The organism is Nitrosomonas oligotropha (assembly GCF_900106555.1).
Lineage (GTDB): Bacteria > Pseudomonadota > Gammaproteobacteria > Burkholderiales > Nitrosomonadaceae > Nitrosomonas > Nitrosomonas oligotropha_A.
The window spans coordinates 1-20,557 of the sequence record NZ_FNOE01000017.1 but is presented as its reverse complement, the minus strand read 5'-3'; the positions used below and the strand labels follow the sequence as shown (position 1 = coordinate 20,557).

Here is a 20,557-nt window from a genome sequence, read left to right as displayed (position 1 = left end):
CCCATACCCCTATGAAACTGAGTAAACAGCACATTCTTATCCTGGTGATCTTGCTCCTGTTGACGGCTTGCGGTTTTAAACTACGCGGGCAAATTTCCTCGCTGCCATTCAAAACCCTGTATATTTCCGCGCCGGGCGGAAACACCATCGGTATGAATCTGGAGCGTGCCATCGGCACGTCATCCACAACCAAGGTGGTTGCCAATGCGGAAGATGCCGAGGCTACTTTGGAGGTTATCAGCGCCACCAGTGAAAGGATCATCCTGTCGCTGTCCGGAGGCGGCCGGGTACGTGACTTTAACTTGCTTTACCGCGTCAGATACCGTCTTTACGACAAACAGAATGTAGAAATCGTCCCACACACGGAAGTTACCTTAACGCGCGTCCTCCCGTTCCTGGATGCGCAAATCCTGGCGAAGGAAGCGGAGGAGCGGCTGCTGCAGAAAGATATGGAAGCCGACGCGATTCAGCAAATGATGTGGCGTTTGTCGACCATCCAGCGATAGCTGACTCGCAGATCGGAGATCTCTCTGCTTTTAATCTACGCGGCGCCATCATGCGGATAAAACTCGAACAGCTTCACCAGCAGTTGCAGAAACAAACCGCCCCGTTGTACACGTTATTCGGCAGCGAACCTTTACTGATTCTGGAAGCTACCGATCAGATCCGCGCACACGCACGCCAGCAAGGCTATACCGAGCGCGAATTGTTCACAGTCGATCAGCATTTCGATTGGGCGGAGCTGCTCAATGCTGGCAATAACCTATCGCTGTTTGGCGACCGCAGAATCATGGATCTCCGTATCCCTTCCGGCAAACCCGGCAGGGAGGGTGGCAAAGCGCTCGAAACCTATTGCACCGCGTTACCGCCCGATACCGTGACGCTGATCACACTGCCGCGCATCGACAAACAAGGGCAAGCCAGCAAATGGTTCAAAGCACTCGAAACGGCGGGTACGTTGATCGCAGTTTATCCCATCGAACGCGATCAATTACCCGGTTGGATTGGTCAGCGTCTCGCCAAACAACAGCAAAAAGCCGATGCCGTCACCTTGCAATTTCTCGCTGACCAAGTCGAAGGCAACCTGCTCGCGGCGCATCAGGAAATCCAGAAACTTGTGCTGCTCTATCCTACCGGTAACCTGACATTCGAGCAGGTAAAAGACGTGGTGCTGAACGTCGCGCGCTACGATGTCTATCAGCTATCCGACGCCATGATTACAGGCGACATCGCTCGCTTTATGCGCGTTCTGACCGGATTACAAGGCGAAGGCACCGCCCCGCTGCTGATCCTCGCCACCCTGGCTGAACAAATCCGCCAATTGATCATTATCCGTAAAGGCTTGGATAGCGGTCAGCCACCTGCGCAATTACTGCAAGCGGCCAGAATTTGGGGCGACCGGCAAAAACCAGTCATGGCCGCCGCCCAGCGCATCAGCATTCAAGCACTGTTACAGGGACTAACCACTGCCGCAGAAATTGATCGGATGATTAAGGGCGTGGCACAAGGGGATGCTTGGGAGGGATTGTTGCAATTGGGGTTGAGTTTTACCCGCCACAAACTTAGCAGTTAACCACAACTGATCCCAGTGCATTCGATAGCCGCAAAAAATCAGTTATATTTCCCGCTACTTTTTCTGATCTTCAGCCTTTTTGTCCTTTGTAATCGGATTCTGCACACCATACCCAGCTTCCTTAGCCTTATAGCCACCGTACGCACCGGCTCCCCCTACCGCAAGAAGCCAACAACCCGATAGCATTGGGATCATGAGCAAAATGACCATGTAATGTAATAATCTCGCTCTCATCGCAACCTCCAAAAAAATTCATCGAAACCTTTACACTCGCTTTCTCATTCTATTACCGGCCCTTGTAACCAGGGAATAAGCATAATGCTTATTTTTAATTCTATACTTGACAAAGTATTTGAATAATAAAGAGAGTCAGCAAGTGCATTATGCAACATCACGCTCATAGCATCGCAAAAAAATGGGAGCCAAAGCTCCCATTTTTAATACACGATCAATCTGTGTTATTACACTTGCGCTGCTTTTCTACGGCGTGCGGCGAAACCCGTTAACACTAAACCAGCCAGTAACATGGCATACGTTTCAGGTTCGGGAACCGGAGTTACCTCAAATCCCGCATATCTCACATTTTCCTGTGAATTATTGTAGAAACCAAACTGTCCGGAAGTAAATGTAGTATCAACGACCGTAACGTTCCACAATTCGGTAGCACCTTGGCTTACAACAATATGAATTTCGCCTGGATTCACATTAAAATCAAGGTGGAAATTGTATAGCACATTGTCCGCCCACCCCTTAGAACTGGAGTGATTGGTAGCAAGAATTTCCATATCGCCAAAATTAGTCGTGTTTTCCCAGAACTCTTCCAACGACAAGTCTGCTAGGCCATTACCTGTAGCGCCATGAAATTCCTTAATGGTCATACCTTCCGCCGCGTTACGGCCAACATAGCCTTGCGCTACTTGTTTCCAGTCAAACAAATAAAAATTACTCGAATTCTGGTAACCAAAAACAAACCCCATGTAATCATCATCGCTTGTCGTCGTAACCTGCCATGAGCCGTCGACCGAATAGCTGCTAAGATTCAGGTTATTCAAAAAGAAAGAAGGGTCGGCATTAATGACTTGTTTAACTGCCGTATTGCCAGGTTCCAACACCCAGCTGCCAGCACCTTGCCCGCCTGGATAATTCAGCGTTAATGGTGTCCAGCTCGATAAATCGATCGGTGCAGCGTGAGTAGCGAGTGGAGTTAATAAGAATAATCCGGCTGTTGCCAGGTAACGTAAATTTTTTTTCATCATGATAGGTTCCTCTAAAAAGTTTTTATTATAACAAGGCACTCCCTCATCAATAGTATCTTATTATTATCAATAATTTACCTTGCATTTTCTGGTGTAAAATTAACTGTTATCAGTTTCACCAGTTGCGATACTAATACTTTCAGGTAATTAATTGAAGCAAAATTTACTGGTTTTCTGGGTTTCAGCGTACAAAATAACCGAAAAAAAACAGCACCAACACTTTCTACAGACGGTATATGCGAGCAAACCATGCTCGCATGGGTTTCTCACCAAATTACCGCTCGTACGCCAGTACCGGCGCCAGCCACCGCTCCGCTTCCTCCAATGCCCAGCCTTTGCGTTTGGCGTAATCCTCCACCTGATCTTTACCGATTTTTCCGACGGCAAAGAAAGTGGATTCCGGATGCGCAAAATAGAAGCCGGATACCGCCGCGGTCGGCACCATCGCAAAGGATTCCGTAATGATGATGCCGGTGTTTTCAGTGGCGTTCAACGTGGCAAACAGCGGGCCTTTTTCTGTGTGATCCGGGCAGGCGGGATAACCCGGCGCGGGACGAATACCACGGTATTCTTCGTTGATGAGTTGTTCGTTAGTCAGTGTTTCGTCCTTGGCATAACCCCAGAATTCGCGGCGCACGCGTGCGTGCATGTGTTCGGCAAATGCTTCTGCCAGCCGGTCGGCCAGCGCTTTGAGCACAATCGCGCTGTAATCGTCATGCGCTGCTTCAAACGCTTTGATGCGCTCGTCAATGCCGAATCCGGCGCCAACGGCAAACAAGCCGATGGTATCCTTGATGCCGGTTTCTTTCGGTGCGATAAAGTCAGACAGGCAGCGATTCGGTTTTCCGGACGGTTTTTGATCCTGCTGCCGCAAGCAGTGGTAAGTCATGGCGATTTTGCTGCGCGACTGATCGGTATAGATCTCGATATCGTCGCCAACGGAATTGGCCGGGAACAAACCGATCACCGCGTTGGCGCTGAGCCATTTTTGTTCGACGATTTTCTTCAGCATCGTTTGCGCGTCCCGGAACAACTGGCTGGCCGTTTCTCCGACCACTTCATCGGTCAGAATATCCGGATACCGCCCGGCCAATTCCCAAGCCTGAAAGAACGGTGTCCAGTCGATATACGGTACGATTTTATCCAGCGGATAATTGTTCAATGTGCGCACACCAATCAGTTCGGGTTGGTACGGCTGGTAATTACTCCAGTCGGTTTTGTATGCATTGGCGCGCGCCTCGGCGAGCGCCAGCAGTTTCGCCGGGCCTTTTTTGTTCTTGTGCTGCGCGCGCACTTTCTCGTATTCGTCCTTGATTTCCTGGATATAACCCGCTTGCAAATTCTGCGATAGCAGATTGCTGCACACGCCCACCGCGCGGCTGGCGTCGGGCACCCACACGGTCGGGCCGTTGTAGTGCGGGGCAATTTTGACTGCAGTGTGCACCCGCGAAGTGGTCGCACCGCCGATCAGCAACGGAATAGTGAATCCTTCACGTTGCATTTCCTTGGCCACATGCGCCATTTCCTCCAGCGAAGGCGTAATCAAACCGGACAGACCGATAATGTCAGCTTTTTCGCGCTTGGCCATGTCGAGAATTTGCGCACTCGGCACCATCACACCCATGTTGATCACTTCGTAGTTATTACATTGCAGTACCACGGTGACGATGTTCTTGCCGATGTCGTGCACGTCGCCCTTGACGGTGGCGATGACGATCTTACCTTTCGGCTTGTTGTCGCCCGATAATTTCTTTTCGGCTTCGATAAACGGCAGCAAATGCGCCACCGCCTGCTTCATCACACGCGCCGATTTGACCACCTGCGGCAAAAACATTTTTCCGGCGCCGAACAAATCACCGACGACGCCCATGCCTTCCATCAACGGGCCCTCGATCACCTGAATCGGACGCCCGCCCTGTTTTTCGATTTCCACCCGAGCCGCTTCGGTATCTTCGACAATATACGTGGAAATACCTCTGACCAGCGCATGCGTCAGCCGCTGTTGCAGCGGCTCATCGCGCCAGGCCAGATCTTCCACTTGTTCTTTTTTCTGCCCTTTGAAGTTCTCCGCGAATTCAACCAAGCGTTCGGTTGCATCTGGGCGCCGGTTCAGAATCACGTCTTCGACCTTTTCCAGAAGCTCTGCGGGAATATCCGAGTAAACACCAAGCTGTCCGGCGTTGACGATCCCCATCGTCATCCCGGCCTTGATCGCGTGGTACAGAAAAGCGGTATGAATCGCTTCGCGGATCGGTTCGTTGCCGCGGAACGAGAACGAAACATTCGATACCCCGCCGCTGATCTTGGCGTACGGCAGTGTTTGCTTGATAGCGCGGGTTGCATTAATAAAATCGAGGCCGTAGTTGTTATGCTCTTCGATACCGGTCGCTATCGCGAAGATATTCGGATCAAAGATAATGTCTTCCGGCGGGAAACCGACTTGATCCACCAAGAGACGATAACTGCGCGTGCAGATTTCCACCTTGCGTTGCAGCGTATCGGCCTGTCCCTGTTCATCAAAGGCCATGACAATCACCGCCGCGCCATAACGGCGTGCCAGTTTGGCATGTTTAATGAATTCTTCCTCACCTTCCTTCATGCTGATCGAGTTGATGACCGATTTGCCCTGCACACATTTCAAACCGGCTTCGATCACCATCCATTTGCTGGAGTCGAGCATAATCGGCACCTTGCAGATATCCGGTTCGGCGGCGATCAGATTGAGGAAAGTCACCATGGCTTTTTGCGAATCCAACATCGCTTCATCCATGTTGATATCGATAATCTGCGCGCCGTTTTCCACCTGACTGCGCGCCACATTCAGCGCTTCTGCGTAGTTATCGCCGAGAATCAGGCGCGCAAACGCGCGCGAACCGGTCACATTGGTACGTTCGCCGACATTGACGAACAAGGAATCGTCGCCGATGTTCAAAGGCTCCAAGCCGGATAAACGCAGCTTTTTAGGAATATCGGGCACTTTGCGTGGCGCGATAGCACTAACCGCTTGCGCAATCGCCTTGATATGCGCCGGTGTGGTGCCGCAGCAGCCGCCGACGACATTGACGAATCCCGCTTCGGCAAAACCTTTGATCTGATTCGCGGTATATTCCGGCGATTCGTCGTAACCGGTTTCGGAAAGCGGATTCGGCAACCCAGCGTTGGGATGCACGCTGGTGTACACATTCGCCACCCCGGATAATTCTTCGATATACGGGCGCATCAATTCTGCGCCCAGTGCGCAATTGATCCCGACCGACAACGGCCGGGTGTGGCTGATTGAGTTCCAGAATGCTTCCGGTGTTTGTCCCGACAGTGTGCGGCCGGATGCATCGGTAATCGTCACCGAAATCATAATCGGCAACCGTATGCCGTGATCCTCAAAGAATTGATCGATGGCGAACAATGCCGCTTTGGCATTGAGCGAGTCGAAAATGGTCTCGACCAGGAGAATATCCACGCCGCCATCGACCAGACCGCGAATCGACTCGGTGTAATCCGCGACCAACTGGTCATAAGTAATGCCGCGAAAACCCGGATCGTTAACATCGGGAGAAATCGACGCTGTTTTGGTGGTCGGGCCGATGACACCGGCGACAAAACGCGGCTTATCCGGTGTTTTTGCTTCAAAGCTTTGCGCGGCTTCACGCGCCAACTTGGCCGCGGCGCAATTCAATTCATACACCAAATCCTGTAAATGATAATCCGCCATCGAAGCCGCATTGGAATTAAACGTATTGGTTTCAATGATGTCCGCGCCCGCTTCCAGATAACCCGAGTGGATCGAATGAATGATATCGGGCCGTGTCAGCGTCAACAAATCGTTATTGCCCCTCAGATCATGCGGAAAATCAGCAAAACGCTGTCCGCGAAAATCCGCTTCGGTAAGCTTAAACGTCTGAATCATCGTACCCATCGCGCCATCCAAAATCAGGATGCGTTGCGCAAACAGGCTTTCCAATAGGGCAGTGCGGGATTCTCTAGTCATGGATGTTTATGTTGTGAAAAGATGAAAAGTCATTATACCTGAGCTGTTCCGCTCTATCGCGCAGGCTATCGGTTTTGAAAGCGGCTAAATACGCAGAACCCGCCTATAGTACGTTTATGATACACAATGAACTGTTACCTGGTTAACAGAGAATGAGCGATATTTTCATTGGTTATTCGAGCAATGACGGTGCAATTGCAGAGCAATGGTTGCAACAGACTGCGACCGGCTGATCCTGTACTGGCTATCGGATGCCGCTGCGCTTATCCCCTTACAAGTCCTCCGCTTCAATCCCGCTCAAATCCTCTACATCGGCCAGTTTAGCCAGTAACCGGGTGTAATTTCTCAATTGTGTTTGCAAAGCTTGCAATTCCCGGCGGAATTGCTGGCATTCCTCAGGCGAAGCGAAAGCGCTTTGCTGGCTTTTGCGGTGCCATTTAGCAGTAAAGGGACGCACGATCTGGTTCAGGACGACAACCGCGATTCTGGCGAATTGAATGCAATCCCGGCCATGATCCTTGAGTGTTTTGCGCGTGATACCGAACAAGGCGTGTATGCTGTCCAACGCGGTTTGTTCCACACCGTCTTCGTCCGGCAGCGGTTGTGTTGTGATGCGGGTAAGCAACTCCACATAGAGATCCCAAGCGGCGGCTTTGTCGGGATCGGATGGCTTCCACTCCAAATCCAGGAACGGCGCTTTGATTCTGACTCCGGTCAGATTCCAGTCTGCAAATAGGTCTTTGATCTTCATGATTTTATCCACTGGATTAAACGACTATTGATAGTTCAAGGATACAACAGCAATAGGCGATAGCCCAAGGCATTCAGCTGGCTGCTGTCAAAATCCAGGCGGATATCCATTTCATGCCGAGGTGCAATGAATGTCAGGGTTTTATCGTCTTCCAGCAAATAATCCTGCGCGCTAAAAATTCGGCTGGCGATGACTTGCTCCTGCGCGTCCAGCAACAACAGTTGCAATGCCGGGAAAGCTTGCGGGAAAGGCGCGTGATTGCTGATGATCGCGCGCATGGTGGTGACTTCCGGCTGGCGCGCGGGATTTTTCTGCAAATCGGATGATTCGATACTGAGCTGCTGGATATCTTGCGCGTAAGGCACCTGACAGCCGACAAACGCGCAATAGCGCTCCCAGTACGGTCTGGTTTCCGGTGCGATAATGGTCAATTCAGTGCGATAGCTATACGCGATCTGTCCGAGCAACAGCAATAACAACAATACATTCGCCAATCCCCACCAACCGTATGACTTTTTGACGGGCTCTGCATCGAAGAGATCCACCGGGGATTCCGCGGTTTCTTGCTCCCAATCTGGAAGAACGGGTTGATCCATGCCGTTATTCACATGCGGCATCAGCGCGCGGCTTTCCAACGGTGATCCTGCTTGTTCGTCTTGTAGATCGTCCTGCGGTTGCGACGGCGGCGGATATTCAATCGCCGATTCATGCACGGTGATCAAGGTGGCAAACCCATTGAATACCCGCTGACACTGGCCGCAGCGCACATCGCCTCCGTGCGCCTGCAATTGCGCGGCATTCACGCGGAACGTCGTGCCACAACTGGGACAGAGTGTCACCAACGCCATGGGCTACTTGCTGTATTTATTCGCATTGATATCACCGGTTAATAGGTAACTGGATCAGGTATCGGCAGGGTTATGACTGATTTACCTGCTTTCAACCGGCGGCAAATTACTTCACCTTTTGATTCCAGTCAACAACACCCAGCCTTCCTGCTCGCGGGCGATGCGCATATCGAACCACTGTTGATAGACAGCTTTGACTTCTTCGGCCTGCTCCTTGAGAATCCCGGATAGCACGATATGGCCATGTTTCCGGGCAATTTGCATCAGCAGCGGCGCTAATATGATCAACGGATTGGCCAGAATGTTAGCGACGACCACATCCGTTTGCTCTTCCGGTTGCATACTCCGTTCCGTGGCTTGATGTGCTGTCGCAAAATGAAATTTTTCCGGATCGCACTGATTGCGCAGCGCATTTTCCTGACTGGCTTTGATCGCCTGTGGATCGATATCGATACCGGTGACAAACCGCGCACCGAGTTTTAAAGCGGCAATAGCGAGTATTCCGGAGCCGCAGCCATAGTCCATAATTTTGTCGCCCGGCTGCAGATTCTGATCCAACCAACCCAAACATAGTTGCGTCGTAGGATGGCTGCCGGTGCCAAAAGCCAGCCCGGGATCGAGTATCAGATTGATGGCCGCCGGATCGGGTGATTGGTGCCAGGTCGGCACGATCCATAAGCGCGCTGAGATTTGAATCGGATCGAATTGCGACTGGGTCAAACGCACCCAATCCTGCTCTTCGATGCGCTCGATACGGTAGCCGAGCGGCTGATCCGATTGTATTATCTGCGTGACATTGCGCAGGATTGCCACAATATCCGCATCCTGATCAAACAGCGCGGAAACCTCCGCGTTTTGCCAGATTTCCCCGCTGGGCTCTCCCGGTTCGCCGAACAGCATTTGCTCGTCTTGCGTATCGGCGGCGGCATCATGAATATCCACCGACAATGCACCTTGTTCCAGCAGCGCATCGCTCAGTACCTCGGCATGCGCCGCATCCGTTTCGATAATCAGTGTCACCCAGGACATGCCGCGTAATGAGGATTGTTAATGGATGGATCGGATTCGATACGCCAGTCTGTCAATTCGATTTGTTATGCAGTGCGAGCTTTTGCTCTAAATAGTGAATCGAAGCGCCGCCACGCAAGAAGGAGGCGTCATTGAGCAAGTCCCGGTGCAGCGGGATATTCGTTTTAATACCAGTAATCACCATTTCAGACAAAGCAATGCGCATACGGGCAATGGCCTGTTCGCGTGTATCCCCGTACGTGATGATCTTACCGATCATAGAATCGTAATACGGCGGCACCATGTAATTTTGATAAATATGCGAATCCACGCGCACACCCGGTCCGCCCGGCGCGTGATATTGCGTGATACGCCCGGCCGATGGCGTTAACTTATAGGCATCTTCAGCATTGATACGGCATTCGATCGCGTGCCCTTTCATGACGATATCTTTCTGCTTCACCGGCAGCACAATACCGGCTGCGACGTTGATTTGCGCTTGCACCAGATCGATGCCGGTCACCGCTTCGGTCACCGGGTGCTCCACTTGCAGCCGCGTATTCATTTCAATGAAATAAAATTCATTGTTTTCATAGAGAAATTCAAATGTGCCAACACCGCGGTATTTGATGCGGCGACAGGCTTCCGCACAACGCTCGCCGATTTTGTCGCGTAATTTTTCCGGTATGCCGGGTGCAGGCGCCTCCTCGAGAATCTTTTGATGGCGGCGCTGCATGGAACAATCCCGTTCCCCCAAATGCACGGCATTGCCGTACTCATCAACCAGTAATTGAAACTCGATATGCCGTGGATTCTCCAGAAATTTCTCCGCGTAAACCACCGGATTACCAAAGGCTGTTTGCGCCTCATTGCGTGTCACGATAATCGCATTGGATAACGCAGCTTCGGTATGCACCACCCGCATACCGCGCCCGCCACCGCCACCGGCGGCTTTAATGATGACCGGGTAGCCGATTTCGCGCACGATCCTTTTGATCTCATCGATATCTTCCGGCAATGCGCCATCCGATCCGGGAACACAAGGCACGCCAGCTTTTTTCATGGCGTTCTTTGCACTGACTTTGTCACCCATCAGACGGATGGTTTCCGGGCGCGGACCGATAAACACAAACCCGCTTTTTTCCACACGCTCGGCAAAATCCGCATTTTCGGATAAAAATCCATAGCCGGGATGAATCGCTTCGGCGTCGGTCACTTCAGCCGCGCTGATAATCGCCGGCACGTTTAAATAACTGTGCGTTGCCGCAGCCGGGCCGATACAAACCGATTCGTCGGCCAGCTTGACGTATTTCGCTTCGGCATCCGCTTCGGAATGTACCGCCACCGTCTTGATACCCAACGCACGACAGGCGCGCTGTATCCGCAAAGCGATTTCGCCGCGATTGGCAATAAGAATTTTCTCAAACATAGTGATCTGGCCTTTATTCAGACGATCATTGGATAACGAATAAAGGCTCGCCGTATTCGACCGGTTGACCATTTTCCAGCAGGATTGCTTTAACAATCCCGCCTTTATCGGCCTCAATTTCATTCAGCAGTTTCATGGCTTCAATGATGCACAAAGTATCACCTTCCTTGACTCTTTGCCCAACTTCCACAAATGCGTTCGCACCTGGCGATGGTGCGCGGTAGAAGGTGCCGACCATCGGAGACTTGACGACGTGGCCGTCGGGTATCGCGCTTTTATCGGAACCATTGCTTTCACCGGCTTTCGCATCGCCGTTTTTATCTCCATCCGGCGCGGACAGTTGCTGTTGAACCGGCGCCATCACCGGCTGCATGGCAGGCGGCATGAACGCATAATTTTGCACGCCAGAGCCGGACTTACTGATACGAACCTTTTCTTCGCCTTCGGTAATTTCCAGTTCCGCAATACTTGATTCTTCAACCAGCTCGATGAGCTTCTTAAGCTTTCTTAAATCCATTTTCAATCTCCCGAGACCATGCCTCGTTAAAAGGTAGTGTTATAACTAGAAAACAAAATACTGCGTGTAAAAATGCGCAAATTACGGCAACGTAAAAAGAATTTCACCTAATGCATCAAATGTAACCGGTTAATGAGATGTTATTGCGTATTCCAGAGCAAGTTCGTAGCCCTTGGCACCCAAACCGCTGATGACACCAACCGCCAGATCCGAGAAATAGGATCGTTGCCGGAAAGATTCACGAGCATAAACATTTGATAAATGCACTTCGATAAAAGGCCGTTTCACCGCAGCAAGCGCATCGCGCAATGCCACACTGGTATGCGTATACGCAGCTGGATTGATGATTATAAAATCCGTCCCGTCATGCAGGGTTTGCTGAATCCGGTCAATCAACGCGAACTCAGCGTTACTTTGAAAAAAATCCAGATGAATGCCTTGATTTTCGGCTAATTGACTTAAGTTTCTGTTAATATCTTGCAATGTAGTAGCGCCATAAATCTCCGGCTCGCGAAGCCCCAGTAAATTCAAATTCGGGCCATGCACGATCAGAATATTTTGCACTTTTACATTCTTGGAATCCATCCAATAATTATGGACTCTTATCGCAGAAATGTACAGATTTTTGGCGAAATTCGCCGAACTTAGACGAAAGTCAGTCAAAAAATATGGAATAGGATTGTGCAATAAACAATTTTCAATGAAGAAAAAGCACAAACAATTGAATTCAACTCTTTATCATTTGCCCGTAATTCCCCAACCATCTATAATACGCCGCTTGATTTAAGCAGGGCTGTTGTAGCTCAGTTGGTAGAGCAACTGATTCGTAATCAGTAGGTCGGAGGTTCGACTCCTCTCAACAGCACCAATTATCAATAACTTAGAAACATAACTGAATCTGTTTTACTTCGATTGTGCCAAATTTGTGACATTCAGCACGCCATCCAAGACCCGGGCATGTTGAGCAAATTGCTCAGGTGCAAGGTGAGCATAACGCCTCACCATCTCAGCAGATTCCCATGCGCCCATTTCCTGAATGACATTCAACGGCACGCCATTCTGAGTCAGCCAGCTTGCCCAGGTATGACGTAAATCATGCCAGCGAAAATCTTCGATACCGGCACGTTTTAACGCCTTATACCAAGCTTTTGTATTCACTTGCGTGATTGGCTTGCCCTTGTAACTAAATACTGATCTGGGATGCTTGCCAATTTGCCTAGTCAATACCGCTATTGCCGTAGCATTCAGGGTTACATGGATCGGTTTTCCTGCTTTGGCCTGATCGCCATGTATCCATGCAACATTTCTCTGCATATCCACTTGTGACCATTCCAGTTTTGTGACGTTCGACCGTCTCAAACCTGTAGCCAATGAAAATGTCACCATATCCCCTAAATGCTGCGGCAATTCCTGAATCAGAATACTAGCCTGTGTTGCACTCAGATAACGCACCCGTCGCTTTGCCTCACGATACAGCTTAATCACTGGGGGTTTATCAATCCATTCCCAGTCAAGAGCCGCACGGCGCAGGATTGAACGGATCAGAGCCAATAAACGGTTGGCAGTCGCCGGACTCGTTTCTTTTCGCTTTAATTCGCCAATCCCTGCAATAACATCGCGCGTCAATTCATCGAGATACTTGCCCCTAAAGAACTGTTGGAGCCAGTTTATTTTAGCCACGTCATCATGATGTGTCTTTTTATCCTGTGTTTCCATCAGCCATTTATAGGCCGCTTCATCCCAAGTGCGTTTTGGCTTATCCCCCAGTTTCACGACCCGCCAAGATTCAGCTTTCAGCTTGTCGTGGAATTCCTGTGCTTGGGTTTTATCTTCTGTTGCAGCAGAGCATCTAACTCGCTCGCCGCTTGGTGTGGTGAAACTAATCCACCACGTCTTACCGCGTTTAAAGAGTGACATAATTGTTTTTCTCCATGTCCCACTTGCAACGCTTGCCGGGGAGTAGCATATAACGAGCGCAGACAGGTAACAAGGTCGTCTTCAATAAATACCCAGCACTTACCCATCTTGGCACCGGGAATAATTCCCGCTTTGGCGCGACGGCGCAGTTCTTCAGGATGGAGTTTGAGAAATTGAGCAGCTTCATTTAAGTCGAGTGTCTTCATTCACCATCCGATTCCTTGCGGTAATCTTTGGCAGCTTTATCAATCGTGAGCCGCTTTTGTTCCGCTTCATTAACATTCAGGATGGTGTTGTACTCTTTTGCACGAAGACGCACTCTTTCAAGAATAAAATCTTCTGCAGATAAACCAATGAATTCTCCGCATGTAGAGAAATGCTGATGCAGCGCCAAGATGTAACGATCCAAACCTTCATCAAAATCGGTAATGCCATGCTTGGCCATGAAGCAGGCCATTGAACTGGCGCCTAATGTCAGTATCCGTTTATCTTCAGGTAATCTTGTTGCCTTAAATGATCTAGAAAGCGTGTTTAAGTCTGTTTCCCAGTCAACAGATGAGATATACCCCCATAAGGGATGAATCGGCCAGCGTGAGCGCGTTTGATCATCGGGATTAGGTAACGTAAGACGCAGCCATTCTGTTGAAGCATAACTCCATAGGCCGTTTAGATTGGCCAGTACAGTATCCAGGCTAATCAAACCATGTTCTACCAATACATCGCGCATCAACTGAAATTCAACACGCCAGACGGGTTCATCCTCTTGCCATCCGGCTTCTTTCCATAACGGAACAAGATCGGTTCTGCCACTGGTATGAATTTCTAACAGCTTGTTATACAACCGACAGGAAATCTTGCCACCCAGGCCAATCGACCAGCCTGTGAATTTCTCATTAACTGCATGGGCATCAATTTTCTTACCGCGCGTTATCCATGCTTCCCGATCCCAGGATTCCATATTTTCATGGGAAACGAAATCAGCACAGAGATCGATGCGGCTGACATGGGCAGAACTTTCCAATGTGCCCAGTTCATTCAAAATCTGGCGCAAGTGCATTTCAGCTTCGATTGGCTTGATGCTGCATAGATACCGGGAGGATAGCTTCACATACGCCATCGGTGTTTTCTTGCTGGTTCTGGATAGGCTGATGCGGAATGCGCCATCTTCCATCACATACGGAAATATTGATGAGCCTTTATCCTTAACTTCAAAGATATGTCCGGCAATGGCATATTGGGCTTGCGCTTGTTGATCTATCTCGGAATGTTGCGCCAGTTGCTTAAGCTTGGTTAACCGTTCTTTAACTTCCGGGAATAATTCACCTTGATAGGATAAATACAGACTATCAACACAAAACCTTAAAAGCTTGAAATACTCATTATTGCAGTTATAGGGTACTGTGTTACTAGGCGGCGTACCCTGTGAGAATGAAACTGACTGATGCAAGGCATCCGTCAAATCGCTTTCCACCTCACCATCGCAACGCACAACCTCGCTGCCGCTCGTAATGCGATGCGCTGGCTCGGCGGTATTATTTTGTTGGGGTGTTAAAGCATCAGGTAAAACATTAGCTTCTTCCTTCATGATAAAAAATCCTTATCCGATGGCGACCATGCGAATGCTTGTCGCAACGGATACGAACTTTATGGATCAAGACAAAAAATCTGAATGCACTAAAAATTATTTTCAGTGCATTGACTAAAAGCCAATTTTCTGCTTCTTGCGATATTCCAAACGACGCTTGATTAAATAACTTTCATCTTCTATTCGATTCTGGTAACGATCAAGCCTAGCATCATCACATACGTCCAGAATCTCAGTCGCTGTAAAATCATCCAGCCATTTAAAGCCATCCAACACAGCAAACAACATATACAGTGCTGGAAATCTTATTTTTCCCTGGATAGGAGGACGATTTAAATGGGATGCAATCGCCTTCAGGAATTTTGGATCTTCTCCTGTTAGCAATCGCGCATAAGTGTCTCGAAAATAAGGATGACCTGTCAGTAAATTTCGATCTATTTGCACAGCTTTGCAGAATGCCTTCTGGTTTCCTTGCAGCGCAAGCGGAACCAGTGTTGTTAGTTTCTGCCCATGCACCATAAGCGCGATATGATTGTAAAAATAAGCATAGAAAAATGCGAAGAAAAGCTGAATCTGGCTAAGAATCTTTGCTTTCTCATCTTCAGATATTGATTCCCATTCTTTTTGAGCAGTTTCACATGCTTTAATAGATTCCCCTTCAGTCTCTAAAGATGACTCTGAAAGATTATCGTTCTCCAATTCATCTAATAATCTTTCTACCAGCTCTAATTTGTCTTTTTCAGCAGTAGCAATCAAAGCATCATCAAATTCTTTTAATTTCTTGACGGTATCTTCAGGGCAAAGAAACTTCATTAAACAAGATAAGATTCTAGGTTCTGCCTCATAAGCAAGCACATACGCATCACCTAAGCCCGAATGCTTGCGTATCTGTTCTATCTCTTCGGGCATTTTAATCCAGCCATCACGCTTGGCACGGTACAATGACAATACTTCTCCACATTCAGGCGCAAACTTCACAACCAGTAGTCGGGCAATTGATTTTTCAACGCGTGATTGCATGTACGTATTAGGAGCCCGTTGATGGGATTCAAGGTTCGGGTTAAAAGATAAATGCATCCGGTTTTATTAAATATCCAGGCATTTCACTTTTTATCGGACTAAATTAGTGTTTTATTGAGAATCGACACAACAGCTTTGCTTATTGTGTCTGATATGGCAACAGACTAACTATGCCGAATAGATACGTATTGGCTCCATACTCTCTAATTAATAAGAACTGTTGCAAATACTCAAATTTCTTAGTGATGTTAGTCGAAATACGCCTTGTGTTGTCTGAATCATGCCTTTCTGATAGTTACAACTAAGATCTGAGTTGTTTGACATCTCAAAACTTTCGCAAAATTCGGTCACATGACTAGCCATTTTTCATAAATGGCTGGCTTAATCTATGCAGAAAAAATATTTTCTGGAATACTTGTCTGTGTATTTGACTGCATAAGGGATTCTTGATACTTTTGCAAGAAAATGGAAAGGTTTTTTTCTCAATATCCTGCCTACATATTTATTCCATGATGCCAATAACTCAGGTATTTTATAGCAACCGTTACTCTACTGATAACCGAATTCATTCAGCGACAAGCACTACGCTTAGTAGCTAACTAGGTAGTTTATCTCACGACGATGTCACTTTCGCAAAATAGTCAGCTTTTGGTGAGTGCGCTTGAAGCCATACCACTATTGAATGGACGATTTGAGAAGATCAAATTGATTAACGTTAATTCATTTAATAATGAAAAGCGCGGCTGTTTCTCATTAGTGTTTTCAGCACACGACATCATTGAGGATGCCCCAGTAGCGCTAAAGTTTTATGATATTCATCCTGATTTGATGAACGATGATTATCGTCGTGCATGTTTCCGACGTGAGCACGATATTCTTCAAATTTTAATAAATAAAAGTCGCTGCCTTCAATTAGTTTCAGCATTGTCTACCTTTAATCTCATTATTCCATTTGAGAATGGATCTGAAGTAACTCTTCCATGCGAATACTTCGCCGTAGAATGGATCAATAATGACATTGACGATTATTTTTATCGTCAAGAAAATTTTGACCCATTGGACAAACTTCAATTATTCAATGAACTTACTCTTGCGATTGAAGCACTTCATCGACACGAAGTTTTTCATCGAGATTTAAAGCCAGATAATCTACGTCAATATCAAGATGCACTTAAACGAATAGTAGTGGCTATTGATCTAGGTACGGCAGCACGTTTCTCTTCAGGTGCAATCCAGCAGCGTTATCAACATAATGTAGGGGCTCCTGCATATGCAGCCCCAGAAGCGATTATCGGTCTCGCAGGTCACAGGAAATTGGCACCATATACCGATTGTTACGCATTAGGATGTATGCTCTATGAGCTTTTTAATCGCGACATCTTCTATCGTGCGTTACTTGCTAGGAATCCACGTTGCCATGCAATTTACGCATGCATGAGTATGGAATTACAAGGTATTACTAATGAAGATGAAAAACTCAAAGCATGGAAGCAGGCAATAGGAAAATTTTCTTCTGGCATCGAACCTGTCCATATCGACGCTCCCGGTAACACGGTACCGCCAGGTATAACATCTCTTTTGAACGAAGTTCTAAGATTACTAACTCATATAGATTATTCAAAAAGACCAATTAATCTAGGATGGGTGCGTGCTCGTATTGGAGCCACCATTAAGATCTTAAAGCACGAAAAGCTTTACCAAAAACGGCTTGCATCGTCTAGAGAAATGCGTCTCAAACGTATGGAAAAGCAACAAAGAAAAATCAATTCTCTCCATAAATTTGTCTCATATAGAAACAATTATGCTAACGAATAATCTTCCTGCTCAGAGAGAAAATCTAGAAGTTACTCCTAGACCGATAGAGCTTATGCTTTCGGAAGACGGAGTACAACCTTTAACACTAATTCTGCAGCCACTTGAGGACATTGCTGAGATGCAGACTTACAGTAAAGTAAACTTTTCTCTAAAAGATTTTACGATAATTGAATGGGGAAAATGGGAGCAAATTTTTGTACGTGAACTGGAAACACTCAAATATAAAGAGGCTAGATTTCATGATTCCCCAATATTTTTTAACCGTCTGGCCAACATGGCCGAGCTTATCGGGGAACGAGATCGAGAAGAAAGCTATCTCTTACGTGTACGTGATCTTGTAAATGATGAGTTCACCGCACATCGTCTTGGTGACAATTTAATTGCACGCAATCTGTTTAATGACGCTGAAAGAATTTTTTCTGGTCTCAATCTCGAGCGGGATGTTTATGCAAATTTGCGACTTGCCTATTTTCATGTGCAACGAAGGGATTTAGATTCTGCGCTAGCATCTGTTAACCGTGCAGCACTAATTGATCCTCTCGATTTCAGTGTTCGTTTATTTGAAGGTTCTTTACATCTCGTGCGAGGTGAATATGAGCAGGCGATACAAAGTTTCCGATTTGCTGCTGAGGAAAGACAAACTTCATGTCCTTTGTTTACTAATCTTGCTCTGGCATATATCTACATAGGAAAAACAAAAAAAGCATTAGCAACGCTTCGCAAAGCTGCCGCCTTAGATCCATCAAATGAAAATTCAATTGCACTACTCGCTGATTTGGCATTCAGTGAGAAACGTAATGAGGATGCGATTCCAAGTCTTCGAATGTTTTTACAGTTCGAGCAGAAGAATCCTGCTATGTGGGCTAGACTCGCACGTGCACTTCTTGAAATAGGCAAGACTGATGAAGCAATAGCTGCCTTGAAACGGCAAGGAAGCATTGAGAGTACCAGTCTAGTCTGGAACAACCTTGGTGTAGCGTATCACAAACGCCGTGATAAAAAGAAAGCATATGAAGCATTTAAGTACGCAATGCAATCAGAGACTAATTCGCGCTCTAGAAATTTTTTCCTTGCTGCAAGAAATATATCTGCATTGCTTGTGGAAGATCGCGCCTATAAGGATTTACTGACCTTCACTAGAAGCATCCTTTCCGACGACTGCAGCCAGATGGTACTAGGTGATTCTCAATTGGCTGAAATGTACATATTTTACGTCAGCTCACTTCATTATACTGGCGACAGTAAGAATGCTGTACGCGTTGCTGAGCAACTATTATCCAAGACGGGTGTAGCACCCAACATCGTTGCATGGTTGGCGGCATCGCAAATCTCATACTATTCACTCCAAGTTGAAACCCTTCCAACAGCTCTTGAGTTGGCCAGGTACTATAAAGGATTGTTAACCTCCTTGCATCCCAAACACTCCGGAATCAAGAACATGCTGACAAATAATATTGCATTTTCTTATCTAGAAGCGAATCAAATTGACACCGCCAAACAATATTTGCAGAAACTTAGCCATGTTATTCACAAGGAACCATACTCAACTGCAACGCTTGGCTTGCTCCATATGCGGAAGGGTAATGTTAATCACGCTGAGAGCCTTTACGAAGAAGCTATTCACTTGGCCAAAAATCCAGAGGACAAGAAACGAATTCGGCAGAAACTAAATTTTGAGCTTGGGCTTAAGTTTTTTGATTCTGACCCATCGCGTGCTAAGCGCTATCTTCAAAAAGCTATTGAGTACGACAATTCGGTCCCACAAATTACTGCACGTGCACGCTCCCTTTTAAACAGTCTATCGCTAGGATAATGTAATCGCCTCATATCATTATTTTCAATTTAAGTATTAATAATTTTAATTACCGTATCTCAGATAACTTGGCTGGATTATGGAACAGAACTTCAGTGAAGAGCAATTAAAAAAAGAAGTGCTCCGCTTAGAGATACGAACCAGAAAGCTCCAAATATGGATTGCAATTTTGACACTTATTGGTATTTCTATAACAACACTTAGTACTCTAATACTTAGCCGGATTGATGATGTAAAAATTCTTCTTACTGAAAAGCCACTCGAAGGAATTTGGCAATATTCCTCAAAATATGAAAACTACTACGATGAGCCAGATCCAAATATGCTTAATGGATCTGGTAAGGCAACTATAATATGGAAACGTCAAGAGAAACGGTACGATGTCCATGTTAGTTATGGGATACAAAGATCACATATATCAGATAATTCTCAGCCACTTGTTGTATTGTCCCTACATGGCTTTCTTGATGCTAATGATGACGGTTGGCCAGAGAGAGAAAATTTCAAAATAGATAGCTTAACAATTATCAACCGCCTACATTATAAAAATTATGTCCCCAGCCTTCCAATTTATCAATTTAGTAACTGTGATCTAAATAAGAGAAACCATCGGCCGGAAAAAATTACTTGTGATTTTGAAACACCACAGACAAAATCCAAAATTACATTGAAATGGTCCAGACCTTTACACTAACCTCCCAAAAAATCTGGGATCCTTGCACCGATTCAATAATACTATGATAACTCTTGATAATTTCTCCAGATAAAAATCTCTCGTGCAAAAATTAATTGTGTCAAATTTGTGCCAGCCTATGCTGCGAATATTATTGTTTGTGACTGTATGACACTGCTTTTATGTATGGCAAACATTGCAAGTAATTGATTTGTATATTACTGCAATTCCTGGTTATGTTTCGTAATCAGTAGGTCCGCGGTTCGATTCCGCGAGCTATGATCTTTTCTGGTGTATGACAGTAGAGGAGAAAGCGGTGTAACCTGTTGGTAAAGATCTGGGCAGATCAACCAATAAAAAGGAAAAC

Annotated in this window: 17 protein-coding genes and 1 tRNA gene; 6 read left to right on the top strand and 12 right to left on the bottom strand. The window is 47.0% G+C overall.

Annotated elements, in window-relative coordinates:
* The first annotated feature begins 11 nt into the window (after nt 1-11).
* Entirely contained in the window at nt 12-506 is a 495-nt protein-coding gene (locus BLU57_RS10070) for an LPS-assembly lipoprotein LptE (RefSeq protein ID WP_090320091.1), read from the top strand.
* Nucleotides 479-1,573 (top strand): DNA polymerase III subunit delta, encoded by a 1,095-nt coding sequence (gene holA / locus BLU57_RS10065; RefSeq protein WP_256206145.1) that lies wholly within the window; start codon nt 479-481, stop codon nt 1,571-1,573. The genes BLU57_RS10070 and holA overlap by 28 nt, the downstream gene beginning before the upstream one ends.
* A 461-nt stretch (nt 1,574-2,034) precedes the next feature.
* Here holA and BLU57_RS10055 read toward each other — a convergent pair whose 3' ends face one another.
* The 8 genes from BLU57_RS10055 to aroQ form a co-directional block, all read right to left on the bottom strand.
* Nucleotides 2,035-2,829: an FxDxF family PEP-CTERM protein gene (locus BLU57_RS10055; protein ID WP_256206144.1), complete on the bottom strand. Its 795-nt coding sequence runs from the start codon at nt 2,827-2,829 to the stop codon at nt 2,035-2,037.
* 274 nt (nt 2,830-3,103) lie between these two features.
* Nucleotides 3,104-6,814, bottom strand: coding sequence for a methionine synthase (metH, locus tag BLU57_RS10050; RefSeq protein ID WP_090320082.1), 3,711 nt, complete (start codon nt 6,812-6,814; stop codon nt 3,104-3,106).
* Nucleotides 6,815-7,085: 271 nt separating this feature from the next.
* Nucleotides 7,086-7,565 (bottom strand): hypothetical protein, encoded by a 480-nt coding sequence (locus tag BLU57_RS10045; protein WP_090320079.1) that lies wholly within the window; start codon nt 7,563-7,565, stop codon nt 7,086-7,088.
* 35 nt (nt 7,566-7,600) lie between these two features.
* Nucleotides 7,601-8,413 carry a zinc-ribbon and DUF3426 domain-containing protein gene (locus BLU57_RS10040; protein ID WP_090320077.1) on the bottom strand — a complete coding sequence of 271 codons (813 nt, stop codon included), beginning with the start codon at nt 8,411-8,413 and terminating at the stop codon, nt 7,601-7,603.
* A gap of 111 nt (nt 8,414-8,524) precedes the next feature.
* The gene (prmA, locus tag BLU57_RS10035) at nt 8,525-9,442 is read right to left on the bottom strand and encodes a 50S ribosomal protein L11 methyltransferase (protein WP_090320074.1); all 918 of its coding nucleotides are present in this window, start codon (nt 9,440-9,442) and stop codon (nt 8,525-8,527) included.
* Between the two features lie 52 nt (nt 9,443-9,494).
* The gene (gene accC / locus BLU57_RS10030; protein WP_090320071.1) at nt 9,495-10,850 is read right to left on the bottom strand and encodes an acetyl-CoA carboxylase biotin carboxylase subunit; all 1,356 of its coding nucleotides are present in this window, start codon (nt 10,848-10,850) and stop codon (nt 9,495-9,497) included.
* A 25-nt stretch (nt 10,851-10,875) separates the two neighbouring features.
* Nucleotides 10,876-11,367: an acetyl-CoA carboxylase biotin carboxyl carrier protein gene (gene accB, locus BLU57_RS10025; RefSeq protein WP_090320067.1), complete on the bottom strand. Its 492-nt coding sequence runs from the start codon at nt 11,365-11,367 to the stop codon at nt 10,876-10,878.
* A gap of 129 nt (nt 11,368-11,496) precedes the next feature.
* Nucleotides 11,497-11,952 (bottom strand): type II 3-dehydroquinate dehydratase, encoded by a 456-nt coding sequence (aroQ, locus tag BLU57_RS10020; RefSeq protein WP_090320066.1) that lies wholly within the window; start codon nt 11,950-11,952, stop codon nt 11,497-11,499.
* Between the two features lie 207 nt (nt 11,953-12,159).
* On the opposite strand from aroQ, the gene BLU57_RS10015 reads away from it, so the two are divergent.
* Nucleotides 12,160-12,235: transfer RNA gene (locus tag BLU57_RS10015), tRNA-Thr, on the top strand.
* A gap of 35 nt (nt 12,236-12,270) precedes the next feature.
* On the opposite strand, the gene BLU57_RS10010 is transcribed toward BLU57_RS10015, so the two are convergent.
* The 4 genes from BLU57_RS10010 to BLU57_RS10000 form a co-directional block, all read right to left on the bottom strand.
* Complete coding sequence (locus tag BLU57_RS10010; protein ID WP_256206155.1) at nt 12,271-13,251, bottom strand: tyrosine-type recombinase/integrase; 981 nt, start codon at nt 13,249-13,251, stop codon at nt 12,271-12,273.
* A complete protein-coding gene (locus BLU57_RS16585) occupies nt 13,161-13,490 on the bottom strand; it encodes a helix-turn-helix domain-containing protein (protein ID WP_143026963.1) in 330 nt (109 codons plus the stop codon). Before BLU57_RS16585 ends, BLU57_RS10010 begins: the two co-directional genes overlap by 91 nt.
* On the bottom strand, nt 13,487-14,869 hold the full coding sequence (locus BLU57_RS10005) for a replication initiation factor (RefSeq protein ID WP_090320060.1): 1,383 nt from the start codon (nt 14,867-14,869) through the stop codon (nt 13,487-13,489). The genes BLU57_RS16585 and BLU57_RS10005 overlap by 4 nt, the downstream gene beginning before the upstream one ends.
* A 114-nt stretch (nt 14,870-14,983) precedes the next feature.
* Complete coding sequence (locus BLU57_RS10000) at nt 14,984-15,889, bottom strand: hypothetical protein (RefSeq protein ID WP_143026962.1); 906 nt, start codon at nt 15,887-15,889, stop codon at nt 14,984-14,986.
* 621 nt (nt 15,890-16,510) lie between these two features.
* Here BLU57_RS10000 and BLU57_RS09995 point away from each other — a divergent pair.
* The 3 genes from BLU57_RS09995 to BLU57_RS09985 all read left to right on the top strand — a co-directional run bounded on the left by BLU57_RS09995 (nt 16,511) and on the right by BLU57_RS09985 (nt 20,211).
* The gene (locus BLU57_RS09995) at nt 16,511-17,704 is read left to right on the top strand and encodes a serine/threonine protein kinase (RefSeq protein ID WP_090320055.1); all 1,194 of its coding nucleotides are present in this window, start codon (nt 16,511-16,513) and stop codon (nt 17,702-17,704) included.
* On the top strand, nt 17,691-19,517 hold the full coding sequence (locus tag BLU57_RS09990) for a tetratricopeptide repeat protein (RefSeq protein WP_090320052.1): 1,827 nt from the start codon (nt 17,691-17,693) through the stop codon (nt 19,515-19,517). Before BLU57_RS09995 ends, BLU57_RS09990 begins: the two co-directional genes overlap by 14 nt.
* 79 nt (nt 19,518-19,596) lie before the next feature.
* A complete protein-coding gene (locus tag BLU57_RS09985; RefSeq protein WP_090320049.1) occupies nt 19,597-20,211 on the top strand; it encodes a hypothetical protein in 615 nt (204 codons plus the stop codon).
* Nucleotides 20,212-20,557 lie beyond the last annotated feature (346 nt).